At 72.6% G+C, this 16,440-nt stretch carries 6 protein-coding genes; all 6 read left to right on the forward strand.

Annotation, left to right across the window (positions count from 1 at the left end; all coding sequences use genetic code 11):
• Positions 1-9 precede the first annotated feature (9 nt).
• Positions 10-6,591: a type I polyketide synthase gene (locus BIV25_RS36175; RefSeq protein ID WP_071376762.1), complete on the forward strand. Its 6,582-nt coding sequence runs from the start codon at positions 10-12 to the stop codon at positions 6,589-6,591.
• A 5-nt stretch (positions 6,592-6,596) separates the two neighbouring features.
• Entirely contained in the window at positions 6,597-9,716 is a 3,120-nt protein-coding gene (locus BIV25_RS36180; RefSeq protein WP_071376763.1) for a type I polyketide synthase, read from the forward strand.
• 171 nt (positions 9,717-9,887) lie between these two features.
• A complete protein-coding gene (locus tag BIV25_RS36185; protein ID WP_305729339.1) occupies positions 9,888-13,100 on the forward strand; it encodes an amino acid adenylation domain-containing protein in 3,213 nt (1,070 codons plus the stop codon).
• 77 nt (positions 13,101-13,177) lie between these two features.
• Positions 13,178-14,536 (forward strand): crotonyl-CoA carboxylase/reductase, encoded by a 1,359-nt coding sequence (ccrA, locus tag BIV25_RS36190; protein WP_071376765.1) that lies wholly within the window; start codon positions 13,178-13,180, stop codon positions 14,534-14,536.
• Position 14,537: 1 nt separating this feature from the next.
• Positions 14,538-15,527 carry a 3-oxoacyl-ACP synthase III family protein gene (locus tag BIV25_RS36195; RefSeq protein ID WP_071376766.1) on the forward strand — a complete coding sequence of 330 codons (990 nt, stop codon included), beginning with the start codon at positions 14,538-14,540 and terminating at the stop codon, positions 15,525-15,527.
• A complete protein-coding gene (locus tag BIV25_RS36200; RefSeq protein ID WP_071376767.1) occupies positions 15,524-16,408 on the forward strand; it encodes a 3-hydroxybutyryl-CoA dehydrogenase in 885 nt (294 codons plus the stop codon). Before BIV25_RS36195 ends, BIV25_RS36200 begins: the two co-directional genes overlap by 4 nt.
• The last annotated feature ends 32 nt before the right edge of the window (positions 16,409-16,440 follow it).

The raw sequence follows: 16,440 nt of genomic DNA on the forward strand, positions 1-16,440 counted from the left end.
GGGAAAGCGATGACACAGGACAACAACGCCGAGGTTCTCGACTACCTCAAGCGGACGTCGATCGAGCTGATCGAGACGCGCAAGCGCCTGCAGGAGCTGACGGACGCCGCCGCCGAGCCCATCGCGATCGTGGGTGCCGCCTGCCGCTACCCGGGCGGGGTGGCGTCCCCCGAGGACCTGTGGGAGCTGGTGCGGTCGGGCGGGGACGCCGTGTCGGACTTCCCCGAGGACCGCAACTGGGACCTGCCGTACGACCCGGACCCGGACCAGCCCGGCACCTGCTACACGCGCAAGGGCGGATTCCTGTACGACGCCGGCGACTTCGACGCCGACTTCTTCGGGATCAGCCCGCGCGAGGCGCTGTCCGCCGACCCGCAGCAGCGGCTGCTCCTGGAGACCTCGTGGGAGTCCGTGGAACGGGCCGGGATCGACCCGGAGACCCTGCGCGGCACCGACACCGGCGTGTTCGCCGGCCTCGCGTACTTCGGATACGGCAACCACTTCGCCACCCCCGAGGCCATCGCGGGCTACGCGCAGATCGGTTCCCTGCTGAGCGTGGCGTCCGGGCGCGTGGCGTACGCGCTCGGTCTGGAGGGTCCGGCGGTGTCGACCGAGACCGCGTGCTCGTCGTCGCTGGTGGCGGTGCACCAGGCGGTGCAGTCGCTGCGGCAGGGCGAGTGCGGTCTCGCCCTGGCCGGTGGCGTCACCGTGGTGGGGATGCCGCAGGTGTTCCGGGAGATGTCGCGGCAGCGCGGCCTGTCGGCGGACGGCCGGTGCAGGGCGTTCGCGGACGCGGCGGACGGCACCGGTTTCTCCGAGGGCGTCGGCGTGCTGGTTCTCGAGCGGCTGTCGGACGCCCGGCGCAACGGGCGCCGGATCTGGGCGGTGATCCGCGGTTCGGCGATCAACCAGGACGGGGCGTCCAACGGCCTGACCGCGCCGAGCGGACCGGCTCAGCAGCGGGTCATCCGGGCGGCGCTGGCGAACGCCCGGCTGCAGGCGGGCGACGTGGACGCGGTGGAGGCGCACGGCACCGGCACGACGCTGGGCGACCCCATCGAGGCAGGTGCCCTGCTGGCCACCTACGGGCACGAGAAGGACCCCGAAAACCCGCTGTGGCTCGGGTCGTTGAAGTCGAACACCGGCCACACACAGGCGGCCGCGGGGGTCGGCGGCATCATCAAGATGGTCATGGCGATGCGGCACGGTGTGCTGCCGAGGACGCTGCACGTCGACCGTCCCTCGACGCACGTGGACTGGTCGGCCGGGGCGGTGGAACTGCTGACCGAGGCCCGCGAGTGGACCACGCCGGAGGACCGGCCCCGCCGGGCGGGCGTGTCCGCCTTCGGGGTCAGCGGCACCAACGCGCACGTGATCCTGGAGGAGGCCCCGCCGCAGGAGCAGACGGAGCCGGCGGACGAGCACGGTCCGGCGGCGGACGGCATTGTCGGTCCGGTGCCGTGGGTGGTGTCGGGCAAGAGCGCGAAGGCCCTGGAGCAACAGGCCGGCAGACTGCGCGACTTCGTCGCCGCCGACGCGGACCTGGACCTCGCCGACACCGGCTGGTCGCTGGCGACGAGCCGTACGCGATTCGAGCACCGGGCGGTGGTCCTCGGGCAGAACCGGGACGAACTGCTGAGCGCGCTGGCGGCACTGAGCGAGGGCGAGGAGTCCGCCGCGGTGGTCCGCGGCACCGTCGGGGAACCGGGCGCGACCGTCTTCATGTTCCCGGGCCAGGGCGCTCGATGGGCCGGTGTGGCACGGCAGTTGTACGACACCTTCCCGGTCTTCGCGCAGAGCCTCGACGAGATCTGCGCACGCTTCGACGCGCACCTCCCCTTCGCGCTCAAGCCGCTGCTGCTCGCCGACGAACCCGCGGAGAGCGAGCGCACCGACATCGCCCAGCCGGCGCTGTTCAGCCTCCAGGTCAGCCTGTACCGGCTGCTGGCGCGGTACTGCCCGCGGCCGGACCGGCTGATCGGCCACTCCGTCGGCGAGATCGCCGCGGCCCACGTGTCCGGAGTCTTCGACCTGGACACCGCCACCCGGCTCGTGGCCGCGCGCGGGCGGACCATGCGGTCGGTCACCGAACCCGGCGCCATGCTGGCCGTGCGCGCCTCGGAAGCCGAGGTGAGCGCGCTGCTCGCCGAGTACGACCGCGTCGGCGTCGCCGCCGTCAACGGCCCGGAGTCGGTCGTCGTCTCGGGCCTGCGCGACCAGGTCCACGCGCTCCGCGACCGGCTCGTCGCCGCCGGCACCTCGGCGAAGCTGCTCGCCGTCGACCACGCCTTCCACTCCCCGCTCATGGACCCGATCCTCGACGCGTTCGCGGGAGAGCTCGACGCGTTCCCCACGGGCGAGATGTCGATCCCGATCGTCTCGACCCGGCTGGGCCGCGAGGCCACCCTCCAGGAGCTGACGTCCGTCGAGTACTGGGTGGACCACGTCCGCGAGCCCGTGCGCTTCTACGACGCGGTGGTGTGCGCCCGTGCGGCCGGTGCGGCCGTGTTCCTCGAAGTGGGGCCGGGAGCGACGCTCGCCGGCATCACCAAGGAGGCCTTCGCCGCCGAGGGCGTGGACGACGCGGTGGTCCTGTCGGCGTCCCGGAAGGACCGTGAGGCGGACCGGGCGCTGCTCGGCGCGCTGGCCGAACTCCACGTCCGTGGCCGGTCCGTGGACTGGGACGCCCTGTTCGGGACGCGCCGGCGGGTGGACCTGCCGACGTACGCGTTCCAGCGGCAGCGGTACTGGCTGGACCTCCGGGCCGGGACGCGGTCGACGGACGTCGCCTCCGCAGGTCTGGCGGCGCCCGAGCACCCGCTGCTCGGCGCCGTGGTGGAGCACCCCGGCACCGACGAGGTGGTCTTCACCGGTCTGTGGTCCCTGCGGACCCACGGCTGGCTGGGCGATCACGCCGTGTTCGGCGCGGTCGTCGTACCGGCGACGGCCTACCTGGACCTGGCGCTGTCGGTGAGCGACCACGTCGGGTGCGGCGCGGTCGAGGAACTCACCCTGGAAGTCCCGCTGATCCTCCCCGACGCGGGCGCCGTGCAGGTACGGATCGTCGTCGGCGCGGCGGACGAGACGGGCCGCCGCTCGCTGGACGTCTACTCGCGCCCCGGCGAGGACGGCCCGGCGGCGGGCGGCTGGACCCGGCACGCGAGGGGAAACCTCGCACCGGGCACCGCGCCGGCCGCCACCCGGGCGGACGACACGCGGGCGCTCGCCGTATGGCCGCCGGCCGGGGCCCGGCAGCTCGACATCGACCGTCTCTACGACGACTTCGCGGACGCCGGTTTCGACTACGGCCCGACGTTCCGCGGACTGCGCGAGGTCTGGCGGCAGGGCGACGACCTCTTCGCCCTCGCCACCCTGCCGGACACCGAGGGCCCGGCCGCGGGCGACTTCCTGCTGCACCCCGCACTGATGGACACCGTCCTGCACGCGGTGGTGGTCGGCGGTGTCATCGAGGTGACGGGCGAGCAGGGCTGGATGCCCTTCTCGTGGTCCGGCGTGGACCTGGCCGGGCAGGGCGGCGCGACCGTGAAGGTCCGCCTCTCCCCGGCCGGCGAGGGCGTCGTGTCCGTGGCGGTCGCCGACGAACACGGCGGGAAGATCGCGCACATCGGGGCGCTGACGTTCCGGCCGGCCAGTGCCCAGCAGGTGCGCTCGGCGCGCGGCGGGCAGGAGCAGTCGCTGTACGAGCTGAAGTGGCGAGCGGTCGAGGAGGCCGAGCCGGGCACCCACCGCGGGACGTGGGGCGTCCTCGGCGCGCAGGACGGCCTGGCCGCCCGCCTCACGGGCGCGGGCGATGACGGTGCCGTGTGCCACGCGTCCCTGGACGAGGTCCTCTCGGGTGAGGCACCCCGCCACCTCGTCCTGTGCCTGGACGACTTCGTCGCCGAGGCCCCCGATCCGCTCACCGCGGTCGGCGACACGGACAAGCGTGTCCTGGAGTGGGCTCAGCGGTTCCTCACCGAGACGGCCCTCGCCGGGTCCACGCTGGTGGTGCTCACCCGCCTGGCCCTCGACACCGGTGCGGGCGAGCGCGTCGAGAGCCTTCCCGGCGCGTCCGTGTGGGGGCTGATCCGGTCCGCCAGGACCGAGCACCCCGGCAGGTTCCGGCTGGTGGACATCGACGACGCGGATGCGTCCTGGGCACGCGTCCCGGACGTGTTCGCCCTCGACGAGGACCAACTGGCGCTGCGCGACGGCCTGTGCCTCGCCCCCCGCCTGGCCGCGGCCGCACCCGAGGACCACCGGATCGAGCCGCCGGCGGCCGGAGCGTACCGTCTCGGCATCCCGAGCAAGGGGACGCTGGAGAACCTGACCTGGGTCCCGTGCCCCGAGGTGGAGGCGCCCCTGACCAGTGGTCAGGTCCGCATCGCCGTGCAGGCGGCCGGGCTCAACTTCCGTGACGTCACGATCGCGTTGGGGCTGGTGGAGCGTACGGCCATCGACGCCGGGCTCGGCAGCGAGGGCTCCGGAGTCGTCGTCGAGGTGGCGGACGACGTGACCCGGCTGGCGCCCGGTGACCGGGTGACCGGCGTCTTCAGCGGCGCCTTCGGCCGCACGGCCGTGGCGGACCACCGCATGCTCGTGCCGGTCCCCGACGGGTGGAGCCACGCCGAGGCGGCGTCCGTGCCGTGCACCTTCCTCACCGCCTACTACGGCCTCCTCCGCGTGGCGGGCCTCAAGAAGGGACAGCGGATCCTCATCCACGCCGCGGCAGGCGGCGTCGGCATGGCCGCCGTCCAACTCGCCCGGCACGTCGGTGCCGAGATCTACGCCACCGCGAGCCCGGCCAAGTGGCCCGTGCTGCGGGCCCTGGGACTGGACGACGCGCACCTGGCGTCGTCGCGGGACCTGGAGTTCGCCGAGAAGTTCCTGCGCACCTCGGGCGGCCGCGGTGTGGACGTCGTACTGAACTCCCTCGCCGGGACGTTCGTGGACGCCTCGCTGAGGCTGCTTCCCGACGGCGGACGCTTCGTCGAGATGGGCAAGACGGACATCCGCGACCCCCGGCAGGTGGCGGCCGACCACCCCGGAGTCGACTACGAGGCGTTCGACCTCTACGAGGCGGGCCCGGACGCGATCCACGAGATGTTCCGGGCCGTCATGGAGCTGTTCGGCGACGGGCGGGTGGAGCTGAACCCGATCTCCCTGCGCGACATCCGCGACGCCCGCCGGACGTTCCGGGAGATGAGCCAGGGCCGGCACATCGGCAAGCTGGTCCTTGAGGTGGGCGACGGCTTCGGCGGCGGCACCGTGCTGGTCACCGGCGGCACCGGGGGCGTGGGCTCGCTCGTGGCACGGCACCTCGTCGCCGAACGCGGCGTACGGAGTCTGCTGCTGGCGAGCCGGAGCGGAACGGCGGCCGCCGGGGTGTCCGAGCTGGTCGCGGACCTCCAGGGCGCGGGCGCCGCGGTACGGGTCGTGGCGTGCGATGTCGCGGACCGGGCCGCCGTGGCGGACCTGCTCGCGGACCTGCCCGGCCGGTACCCGCTGACCGCGGTCGTGCACGCGGCGGGCGTCCTCGCGGACGGCACCCTCGAGTCGCTGACCGCGCAGAGCGTCGACGACGTGCTGCGCGCCAAGGTGGGCGGCGCGGTCACCCTGCACGAGCTGACCCGGGACCGCACCCTGTCGGCGTTCGTCCAGTTCTCCGCCCTCGCCGGCACGCTCGGCAACGGAGGGCAGGCCAACTACGCCGCGGCGAACGCCTTCCTCGACGGTCTGGCGGCGCAGCGCAGGGCCGCCGGCCTGCCCGGCACCTCGCTGTGCTGGGGCTGGTGGGAGGAGAGCAGCGGCATGACCGGGGAGCTGGACCAGGCCGATCTCTCCCGGCTGCGCCGGATGGGCATCGCCGCGATGCCGACCCCCGAGGCCCTGGCCCTGTTCGACGCGGCGTGCGCGAGCGACAAGCCGGTCCTCGTCCCGGCCCGGGTGGACGTCGCAGCGCTGCGCGACAGGCGCGGCGACGAGGTGCCGCCGCTCCTGCGCGGACTCGTCGAGGGCGGCCGCCCGCGCCGCACCAGGGCGGCCACCGCCAAGGACGCCGGCTCGGCCGCACTGCCCGCCAGGCTGGCCGGCCTGCCGGCGGACGAGGCGCGGGCGGCCCTCCTGGACTGGGTCCGCGAGCAGGTCGCCGTCGTGCTCGGACACACGTCCGGCGCGGGTGTCGACGTCGACGAGGCGTTCGCCCGGTTCGGATTCGACTCGCTGACCGCGGTCGAACTCTGCAACCGCCTGAACGCCGCGACCGGGCTGCGGCTGCCGTCCACCATCGTCTTCAGCTACCCGACGCCACGCGAACTGAGCGAGCACATCCGCGACCTGCTGCGTCCGGCACAGGACACGGGCTCGGCCGAGGACGCAGAGGACGCCGAGGACGCACGGATCCGCGAGGTGCTGCGGACCGTCCCGATCGACAGCCTGCGCGGCGCGGGCGTCCTGGAACTGGTCCTCGCGTGCGCCAACCCGCCCGAGCCGGACGGCGACGGGCAGGCGGACGCGGACACCGGTGCGGACGACCTGTCGGACCTGGACCTGGAAGCACTGGTCGACCTGGCTCTGGATGAGAAGAGGTAAGTGACATGACCGACTCCGCGGAACGCACGGCGGACGGCGCGGACCGGGTCCAGCGGGCGCTCCGCACGCTGCTGGAGGAGCGCGACCGCCTCCGGCAGGAGAACGACGCCCTGAAGGCCGGCCGCGGCGAGCCGATCGCCGTGGTGGCCATGGCCTGCCGCTACCCGGGGGGCGTCGAGACGCCCGAGGACCTGTGGGACGTGGTCCGCGAAGGCCGGGACGTCGTCGGCGACTTCCCGCAGGACCGCGGTTGGCGGGACGTGTACGACCCGGATCCCGCCGCCGCGGGCAAGGCGTACACCCGTCAGGGCGGGTTCCTGACCGACGCGGCCGGTTTCGACGCGGACTTCTTCCGGCTCAGCCCGCGTGAGGCGCTGGCCGTCGACCCGCACCACCGCCTGCTGCTGGAGACGTCCTGGGAGGTCTTCGAGCGGGCCGGCATCGTCCCCGCCGACGTACGCGGCTGCGAGGTCGGCGTCTTCTCCGGGATCAGCTCGTCCGAGTACGGCTGGCGCTTCCTGGAGGGCGGCCAGAAGGAGCTGGAGGGCTACTTCCTGTACGGCAGCGCGCTGAGCGTCGCGTCCGGCCGGGTGTCGTACGAGATGGGGCTGACCGGGCCGTCGGTGTCGGTGGACACCGCGTGCTCGTCGTCGCTGGTGGCTCTGCACATGGCGGCGCAGTCGCTGCGTTCGGGGGAGTGCTCGCTCGCGCTGGCGGGCGGGGCGCTGGTGATGGCGACGCCCGCGATGTTCGTGGAGTTCTCCCGGCAGGAGGCGCTGTCGGCCGACGGCCGGTGCAAGGCCTTCGCGGACGCGGCCGACGGGACCGGCTGGGCCGAGGGGGTGGGCGTGCTGCTCCTCGAACGGCTGTCCGACGCCCGGCGCAACGGTCACCCGGTGCTGGCCGTCGTGCGCGGCAGCGCGGTGAACCAGGACGGGGCCAGCAACGGGCTGACCGCCCCCAATGGCCGCGCCCAGGAGAAGGTGATCCTGAGGGCACTGGCGAACGCGGGGGTCGCGGCCCGTGACGTGGACCTGGTCGAGGCCCATGGCACCGGCACGTCCCTGGGCGACCCCATCGAGGCGGACGCGCTGCTGGCGACCTACGGCAGGGACCGGGCCGAGGGCAGGCCGCTCTGGCTGGGTTCCCTGAAGTCGAACGTGGGCCACGCCCAGGCCGCCGCCGGCGTCGGCGGGATCATCAAGGCCGTGATGGCCCTGCGCCACGGCTACCTGCCGAAGACCCTGCACGTGGACGCGCCCTCGCACCACGTGGACTGGTCCTCGGGCGCGGTGGAACTGCTGACGGAGGGGCGCGAGTGGCCCCGGACGGACGGCCCCCGGCGGGCCGGGGTGTCGTCGTTCGGGGTCAGCGGAACCAACGCGCACGTGATCCTGGAGGAGGCCCCGCCGCAGGAGCAGACGGAGCGGACGGACGAGGGCGGGACGGGCGCGGGCGTCGTCGGCGGCCTGGTGCCGTGGGTGGTGTCGGGCAAGAGCGCGAAGGCTCTGGAGCAGCAGGCCGGCAAACTGCGCGACCTCCTCGCCGCCGACGCGGACCTGGACCTCGCCGCTGCCGGCTGGTCGCTGGTGGCCGGCCGGTCGCGGTTCGAGCACCGCGCGGTGGTGCTGGGCCGCGGCCGGGACGAACTGCTGGGCGGCCTCGCGGCGTTGAGCGACGGCGCGGAGTCCGCCTCGGTGGTGCGCGCCGCCGCCGGGAACCTCGGTGGCGTCGCCTTCGTGTTCCCCGGGCAGGGCTCGCAGTGGGTCGGCATGGGCCGGGAACTGTACGACGCCTTCCCGGTCTTCGCGCAGAGCCTCGACGCGTGCGCGGACGCACTGGCCGAGTGGGTCGACTGGTCGCTGCTCGACGTGGTGCGCGGCGCGGCGGGGGCACCGACCCTGGACCGGGTGGACGTGGTGCAGCCGGCGCTGTTCTCGGTGATGGTGTCCCTGGCTGCCCTGTGGCGGTCCTGGGGCGTGGAACCGGCCGCGGTGGTGGGCCACAGCCAGGGCGAGATAGCCGCCGCCCACGTCTGCGGCGCGCTGTCGCTGAGGGATGCCGCCAAGACCGTGGCGCTGCGCAGCAAGGCCCTGGTGGAACTGATCGGCCACGGCACGATGGCATCGGTCGCGGAGTCCGCGGACGTCGTGGCGGAACGTCTCGCTCCGTGGAGCGACCGGGTGAGCGTCGCGGTGGTCAACGGACCCCGCTCCGTGGTGGTGTCCGGGGAACCGGACGCGATCGACGAATTCGTCGAGAAGATGAAGGCCGAAGGCTCCCAGGCCCGGCGGATAAAGGTCGAATACGCCTCCCATTCGCACCAGGTGGCCCGGGTCCGGGAGCAGGTGCTGGACGCGCTCTCCGACGTGCGTCCGAAATCGTCGGAGCTGCCCTTCTACTCGACCCTGTACGGCGAAATCATCGACACCGCGCAGCTGGACTCCGATTACTGGTACAACAACCTGCGGGAGAAAGTCCTCTTCGAAACCGGCGTACGGCGCCTGGCCGAGGACGGATTCCGGGTGTTCATCGAGATGAGCCCGCACCCCGTGCTGACCGTCCCGGTGCAGGAGATCGTCGAGGACGTGGACGACGCCCTGGTCCTGTCGTCCTCGCGGCGGGGCAGGGGCGAGGTGGAGGCCGTGCTCGGCTCGCTGGCCGCACTGCACGTCCGGGGCGGGTCCGTGGACTGGGACGCCCTGTTCGGGACGCGCCGGCGGGTGGACCTGCCGACGTACGCGTTCCAGCGGCAGCGGTACTGGCTGACCTCCACGCACACGGTGGTGGCGGCGGAAGTGCCCGCGACGGAGCCCCCCTCCGACGACGAGCGCCTCGTCCCCCTGCCGGACAGGATCTCCGCCCTCTCCGCCGACGACGCGGAGGCACTCGTTCTCGACCACGTCCGCGAGAAGGTCGCCGTCGTGCTCGGACACCCCTCCCTCGACTCCATCGACCCCGACCGGGAGTTCATGGTCTTCGGATTCGACTCGCTGCTGTCGTCGGACCTGAGCAAGCGCCTGACCGCGTCGACCGGACTCAAGCTGCGGGCGAACCTGGTACTGAAGTTCCCGACCTCGCGACTGGTCGCCGAGCACATCACGTCCTCGCTGGCCAGGTGCTAGCGGTGGGCTCACGCTTGTCCCGCCGGCGGGACAAGCGTGAGCCCGGCAGCGGCTTGTCCCGCCGATGCCGAGTTGTATTGACCGGCTGAATCACCTTCTGTGAAGGTGGGGGTGATCTGCGAATTCCATCCCCCGTTTCCTGGACCTGTTTTTTCTGAGGGGTTGATCTCTGTGCGTTCGTTCGGTGCGTCGTCTGCGCATAAAGGCATGTGGCGGGCGCAGGAAATGGCTCCCGACACGCCGAACCATGCGCTGACCATGTGGGACGTGGACGGTGAGCTGGATTCGGCGGTCATGGAATCCGCTTTCCTGCACGTGATGGGCGAGGCGGAAGTACTCCGCGTCAACTTCGTCGACGACGCCGGCGGACTGCGCCTCGTACCCCGCGAACTGGGGGACTGGCGGCCCTTCTTCCTCGACCTCGGCGCCGAGGCGGATCCCGAGCAGGCGGCGCGCGAAGCACTGGCCGACCTGGTGCGCGAGCCGTTCGACCTGGGGTCGGACCTGCTGTTCCGGCTGGGGGTGGTCAGACTCGCGGCGAACCGCTCCCTCCTCGTGATCGCCTACCACCACCTCATATCCGACGGGTTCGGCGCGGGCGGCCTGCTGTCGCGGCGCCTCGCGGAGGTGTACACGGCGCTGAAGCGGGGTGAGCCGGTGCCGGAGCTGCCGCACCCCTGGGACACCGGGTCGTTCGCGGCCGAGGCCACGGAGTACCTCGCCTCCCCGAAGTTCACCGAGGACACGGAGTTCTGGCGCGACTACCTGAAGGACGCGCCGGCGCCCGCGCAGATTCCGCGCGTCGCCCTATCCGAATCGATGCGCTCCGCGCTCTCCGAGCCGCTGAGCAGCGCCGACCGCTGGTCGGAGGTGGCCGAGACCATCGGCATGGTGAGCCGGACGCTGACCGTTCCGCGCGCCGAGGCGGACGTGTGGACCGCCACCGCGAAGTCCATGGGCGTCTGGATGTCCACGATGCTGACCGCGGCCGCGTCGGTGTTCTTCCGGCACCGCTGCGACCGCCCGGAGTTCGTCCTGTCGCTGGCCGTGGGCAACCGGGTCGGTGTGGCGCGCAGGACGCCCGGCCTGGCGGTGAACGTGGTGCCGGTGCGGGTGCGGGTCCCGCTCGGCGCGACCTTCGGCGAGATCGCCGAGGCGCTGGACGACGAGATGTACGAGATCTCCGGGCACACCGCCTGCCACTACTCGGAGATCCAGCGCGCGAGCGGAACCGTCCTGAGCGGCCGCGGCAGTTACGGCGCCGTCATGAACGTCGTCGAGTTCGCGGAGCAGCTCCACTTCGGCGACAGCCCGGCGCGCTACTCCGGCGCGACGACCGGGACCTTCGAGGAACTGTCGATCGGCGTCTACTCCGACGGCAGCCCCGACAGCGACCTGTTCATCCGGCTCGACTCCCCCGCGAGCCTTTACCACCGTGCGGAGCTCCGCTTCATCGGCGAGGAGCTGATCGCGTACATACGCGCCGTGGTGGCCGCCGGCGAGCGGCCGGTCGGCGCGCTCGACGTGGTGAGCGGCGCCGGGCGGGACCAGGTGCTGACGGCGCCGAACGGCACGGAAGCGCCCGTCCCGGATCTGACGGTCAGTCAGTTGTTCGCCCGGCAGGTGGAGCGGGACCCCGACGCCGCCGCGCTCGTGGCCGGCGACGTCACGGTGTCGTACCGGGAGCTGGACGAGCGGTCGGGCCGCCTGGCCGCGGCGCTGCGCCGGCGCCAGGTCGGACCCGAGACGGTCGTCGCGGTGGCGATGCCCCGCTCGGTGGACCTGGCCGTCGCCCTGCTGGGCGTGGTGAAGGCGGGCGGAGCCTACCTGCCGGTCGACCCGGCGCTCCCGGCGGAGCGGATCAGGGCGGTCGTCGGCGACTCCTCGGCGCGCGCCCTGCTCACCGAAGCGGCGAACGCCGAAGCACTCTCCTGTGGCCTGGACATGCCGGCGATGCTGTTCGACGACCTCGCGTCGGACACCGCCGGCGGCGGCCACGACAGCGACGCCGCGGCGCGTCCGGACAACCTGCTGGCCGTGCTGTACGACTCCGGAACGACCGGCGCGGCCACCGCGGTCGGGGTGACGCACCGGAACATGGCGCGGCTCGTCCTGGACCGGCAGGGGAAGGACACCGGCCGCGGCACCGTGCTGTGGCACGCGCCGCACACCTCCGACGCCCTCGCCCTCGAAGTCTGGCTGCCCCTGCTCAACGGCGGCCGGGTCGTCGTGGCTCCCCCCGGGGAACTCGGCATCGACACGCCGGCCGAGGTGCGCGCGGCGCACGAGATCTCCACGGTGTGGCTGCCCGCGGCCCTGTTCTCGGCGATCGCGGCACAGCGCCCCGAGTCCCTCGCCGGGCTGCGTGAGGTGTGGACCGGCGGCGATCGCGTGCCCGCGGCCGCGCTGCGCCGGGTCCGGGCGGCCTGCCCCGAGCTGACGATCGTCAACGGCCACGGTCCCACCGAGACGACCGGGTTCGCCGCATGCCACCGGCTGGCCAAGGACGAGCCGGTGCGCCACGCGGGCACGGTCGGCCGCCCGATGGACAACACCGCCCTCTACGTGCTGGGCCCCGGTCTGGCACCGGTCCCCGTCGGCGTGACCGGAGAGCTGTACGTGGCCGGTGCCGGCGTGGCGCGCGGATACCTCGGGCGCCCCGGACCGAGCGCGGAGCGCTTCGTGCCCTGCCCGTTCGGCCCGGCCGGCGGGCTCATGTACCGGACCGGGGACCGGGTGCGATGGGGCACCGACGGCCGGCTGGAGTACGTGGCCCGGGCCGACGGCCAGACCGATGTGCGCGGTGTCCGCGTCGAACTGGCCGAGGTCGAGGAGGTGCTGTCCGAGTACACCGGGCTGGCCCAGTCGGCCGTGGCCGTCAGGCAGGACAGCGCCGGGCAGCAGCGCCTGGTGGCCTATGTCGTCCCGGTGGGCGGCCGGACCGTCTCGGGTGACGAACTGCGCCGGTTCGCTGCCGGGTTGCTGCCGGAGTCCATGGTGCCGTCGGTGTTCACCGTGCTGGAACGCCTGCCGGTGACCGCGAACGGGAGGGTGGACCGGGCGGCCCTGCCGGAGCCCCGGTTCGACGACGGGACGTACCGGGCGCCGCGCAACGACACCGAGCGGATCCTCGCCGCCTCCTTCGCCGAGGTCCTCGAACTGGACCGGGTCGGCATCGACGAGGACTTCTTCGACCTCGGCGGCAACTCCCTGCGGGCCATCCGGCTGGTCGGCCTGATCCGCGCGGAGCTGAAGCAGGAGGTCTCCATCCGCCGTCTGTTCGCGGCGCGCACCGTCATCGGCCTGTCGGACATGTGGAAGGACCTCGGCCGGTCCAGCAGGCCGAGTCTGCGCAGGCGCACCAAGGAGGGCGCGGTTCTCTGAGCGCCGTCCGCCGCTCAGCCGCACTCCGACCAGCGGGTCCCGGGTCCAGCCAGGCACTGCAAAGGAGAAAGGGAATCATGGATTCTTTGACAGAGGCCCTGCTGTCCGGGGCCGGCCCGCAGGAGATCGGGCGACACGAACTTCCCGCGGAGTACGAGGCCGCGCATCTGCTCGCCTCGGACGTCGGCATGTTCGACGGCGTGGCGGACAAGGACGTCCGTAAGTCGCTGCACGTCGGGCGGGTTCCGATGCCGGACATAGCTCCGGACGAGGTGGTCGTCGCCGTCATGGCGAGCTCCATCAACTACAACACGGTGTGGTCGGCGACGTTCGAGCCGGTGCCCACGTTCGAGTTCCTCAAGCGCTCTGCCCGCCAGGGCGGGTACGCCGCCCGGCACGATCTGCCGCATCAGGTGGTGGGGTCGGACGCGGCCGGCGTCGTCGTACGGGTCGGGGCCGGGGTACGGCACTGGAAGGCGGGCGACCACGTGGTCGCCAGCTGTGTCCAGGTCGACGAGCAGGAACCGGCGACGCACGCCGACGCGATGCTCGGCTCGGGACAGCGGATCTGGGGTTACGAGACGAACTTCGGCGGGCTCGCCCACTACTCGGTGGTGCGCGCGAGCCAGCTGCTGCCCAAGCCGGCACATCTGACCTGGGAGGAGTCGGCGGGTGTGCTGCTGACCGCGGCGACTTCGTACCGGATGCTGGTCGGTGACAACGGCGCCCGGATCAAGCAGGGCGACATCGTGCTCATCTGGGGTGCGACGGGCGGACTCGGCGCGTTCGCGGTGCAGATGGTGAAGAACGCGGGCGGTATCGCCGTCGGCGTGGTCAGCTCCGGGCGCAAGGCCGACGTGCTGCGCCGGCTCGGATGTGACGTGGTGATCAACCGCAACGAGATCGGCATGGCAGGGGACGACGCGCTCACCCCGGAGCGGACGATCGAGCTCGGCAAGCGGCTCGGGCGGGAGATCCGGCGGCAGGTCGGCGAGGACCCGCATGTCGTGTTCGACTACGTCGGGCGGGCGACGTTCGGGATCTCGGTGTTCGTCGTGCGCAAGGGCGGGGTGGTCGTCACCTGCGGGTCGAGCACGGGCTACGACCACCATTTCGACAACCGGTACCTCTGGATGAACCTCAAGCGCGTCGTGGGCAGTCACGCGGCGAATCTCCAGGAGCAGGCGGAGTGCAACCGGCTCTTCCGGCTGGGGCATCTCTCCCCGGTTCTCTCCGAGGTGTTCCCGCTGAGGGAAGTGGGCGAGGCCGCGCGGCTGGTCCAGACGAACAGGCACACCGGGAAGGTCGGCGTGCTCTGCCTCGCGCCCGAGGAGGGCCTCGGTGTCACCGATCCCGTACTGCGGGAGAAGATCGGCACGGCCCGGCTCAACCCGTTGCGCGACATGGGCGCGCCCGATCTCGTCGAGGTGGCCTGACGTGGGGATCGGAATTCTGTCGACGGGCTCGTACCTGCCCAAGCACGAGGTGGGCAACGAGGAGGTCGCCGAGCGCGTCGGCGTCACCGCGGAGTGGATCGAGCGCAAGACCCAGATCCGCTCGCGACGTTACGCGGCCCCGCACGAGGCGACGTCCGACCTGGCGGTCAGGGCCGCCGAACGCGCCCTGACCCAGGCTGAACTGACGGCTGATCAGATCGACTACATCATCGTCTCGACCTCCACCGGTGACTTCCCGCAGCCGCCCACCTCGTATCTGGTGCAGCACGGACTGGGTGCCTACGGCGCGGCCTGCTTCGACGTCAACGTCGTGTGCAGCGGCTTCGTCTACGCGCTGTCGCTGGCCCACGCCCTGGTGACCGCGCGCCCGGACACCCGGGTGCTGGTGATCGGGGCGGACGTGTACTCGCGGATCCTGGACTTCACCGACCGCAGGACGGCGGTCCTGTTCGCGGACGGCGCCGGGGCCGCGGTCGTCGGGGCGGTGCCGGAGCCGTACGGGATCATCGCGAGCGACCTGTCCAGCCGCGGCGACGCGCACCATCTGATCCGCGTCGAGGCGGGCGGCAGCCGCAGGCCGGCGTCGGCGGCGACCGTCGCGGAGGGCGGCCACTTCTTCCGGATGGACGGCCGTGGAGTACGGGACTTCGTCGCCGAGCATGTGCCGCCGGCCCTGCTCGCGCTGGCGCGCACGGCGGGCGTGGACATCGGCGCGGTCGACCACTTCATCCCGCACCAGGCCAACGGTGTGATGCTCGGCGAGGTCGTCGAGCGCACCGGGCTGGGCGCCGCGCGGACCCACCGCACCCTCGTCAGGTACGGGAACGTCGGCAGCGCCTCGGTGCCGGTCGCACTCGACGAGGCCCACCGCACGGGCGCGCTGTCCCCGGGCGACCTGGTGCTGCTCGCCGGGTTCGGCGGCGGCATGTCGATCGGCGCAACACTTCTGACCTGGGGGACCCACACATGACCACGTCCACACAGAGCGCCGGGACCGGCATCGACCGGGTCGGTGTCGCCGGCAGCGGCATCATGGGCACCGGCATCGCCGAACTCTGCGCGAAAGCCGGGCTGAACGTCACGGTCGCGGTGTTCTCCGAGTCCTCGCTCATGACCGCGCCGCAGCGGCTGGCCGCGTCCCTCGACCGGGGCGTGGCCAAGGGAAAACTGACCGAACAGCAGCGCGACGCGGCGCTGGACCGGGTGTCGTACACCCGTGATCTCGCCGAACTGGCGGACCGCCAGCTGGTGATCGAGGCGGTCAAGGAGGACGAGCAGCTCAAGCTGGACCTGTTCGCCACCCTCGACAAGATCGTCGAGGACCCGGACGCGATCCTGGCGACCAACACCTCCTCGATCCCGGTCGTACGGCTCTCCGCCGCGACCCGGCGTCCGGGCCAGGTGCTCGGCATGCACTTCTTCAACCCGGTGCCGGCGCTGCCGCTCGTCGAGCTCGTCCCCTCCGTGCTGACGGAGGAGGCGGTGAGCGAGCGGGCGCTGGTCTTCGTCCGCGACGTCCTGGGCAAGAAGCCGATCGCCTCGCCGGACCGGGCGGGCTTCCTCGTCAACGCGCTGCTGTTCCCGTATCTGCTGTCCGCCGTCCGGATGGTCGAGTCGGGCCTGGCCACGGCGGAGGTCGTCGACCAGGGCATGGTGCAGGGCTGCTCGCATCCGATGGGACCGCTGCGGCTCGCCGACCTCATCGGCCTGGACACCACCGTGTCGATCGCGCGGGCCATGTACGAGGAGTTCAAGGAGCCGCTGTACGCGCCTCCGCCGCTGCTGCTGCGCATGGTCGAGGGCGGCCTGCTGGGCAAGAAGTCCGGCCGCGGCTTCTACACGTACGCGTGAGGCATGCGCGAGGGCCCTGCCGACCGTCCACG

It is taken from the genome of Streptomyces sp. MUSC 14 (genome assembly GCF_001866675.1).
Lineage (GTDB): Bacteria > Actinomycetota > Actinomycetes > Streptomycetales > Streptomycetaceae > Streptomyces.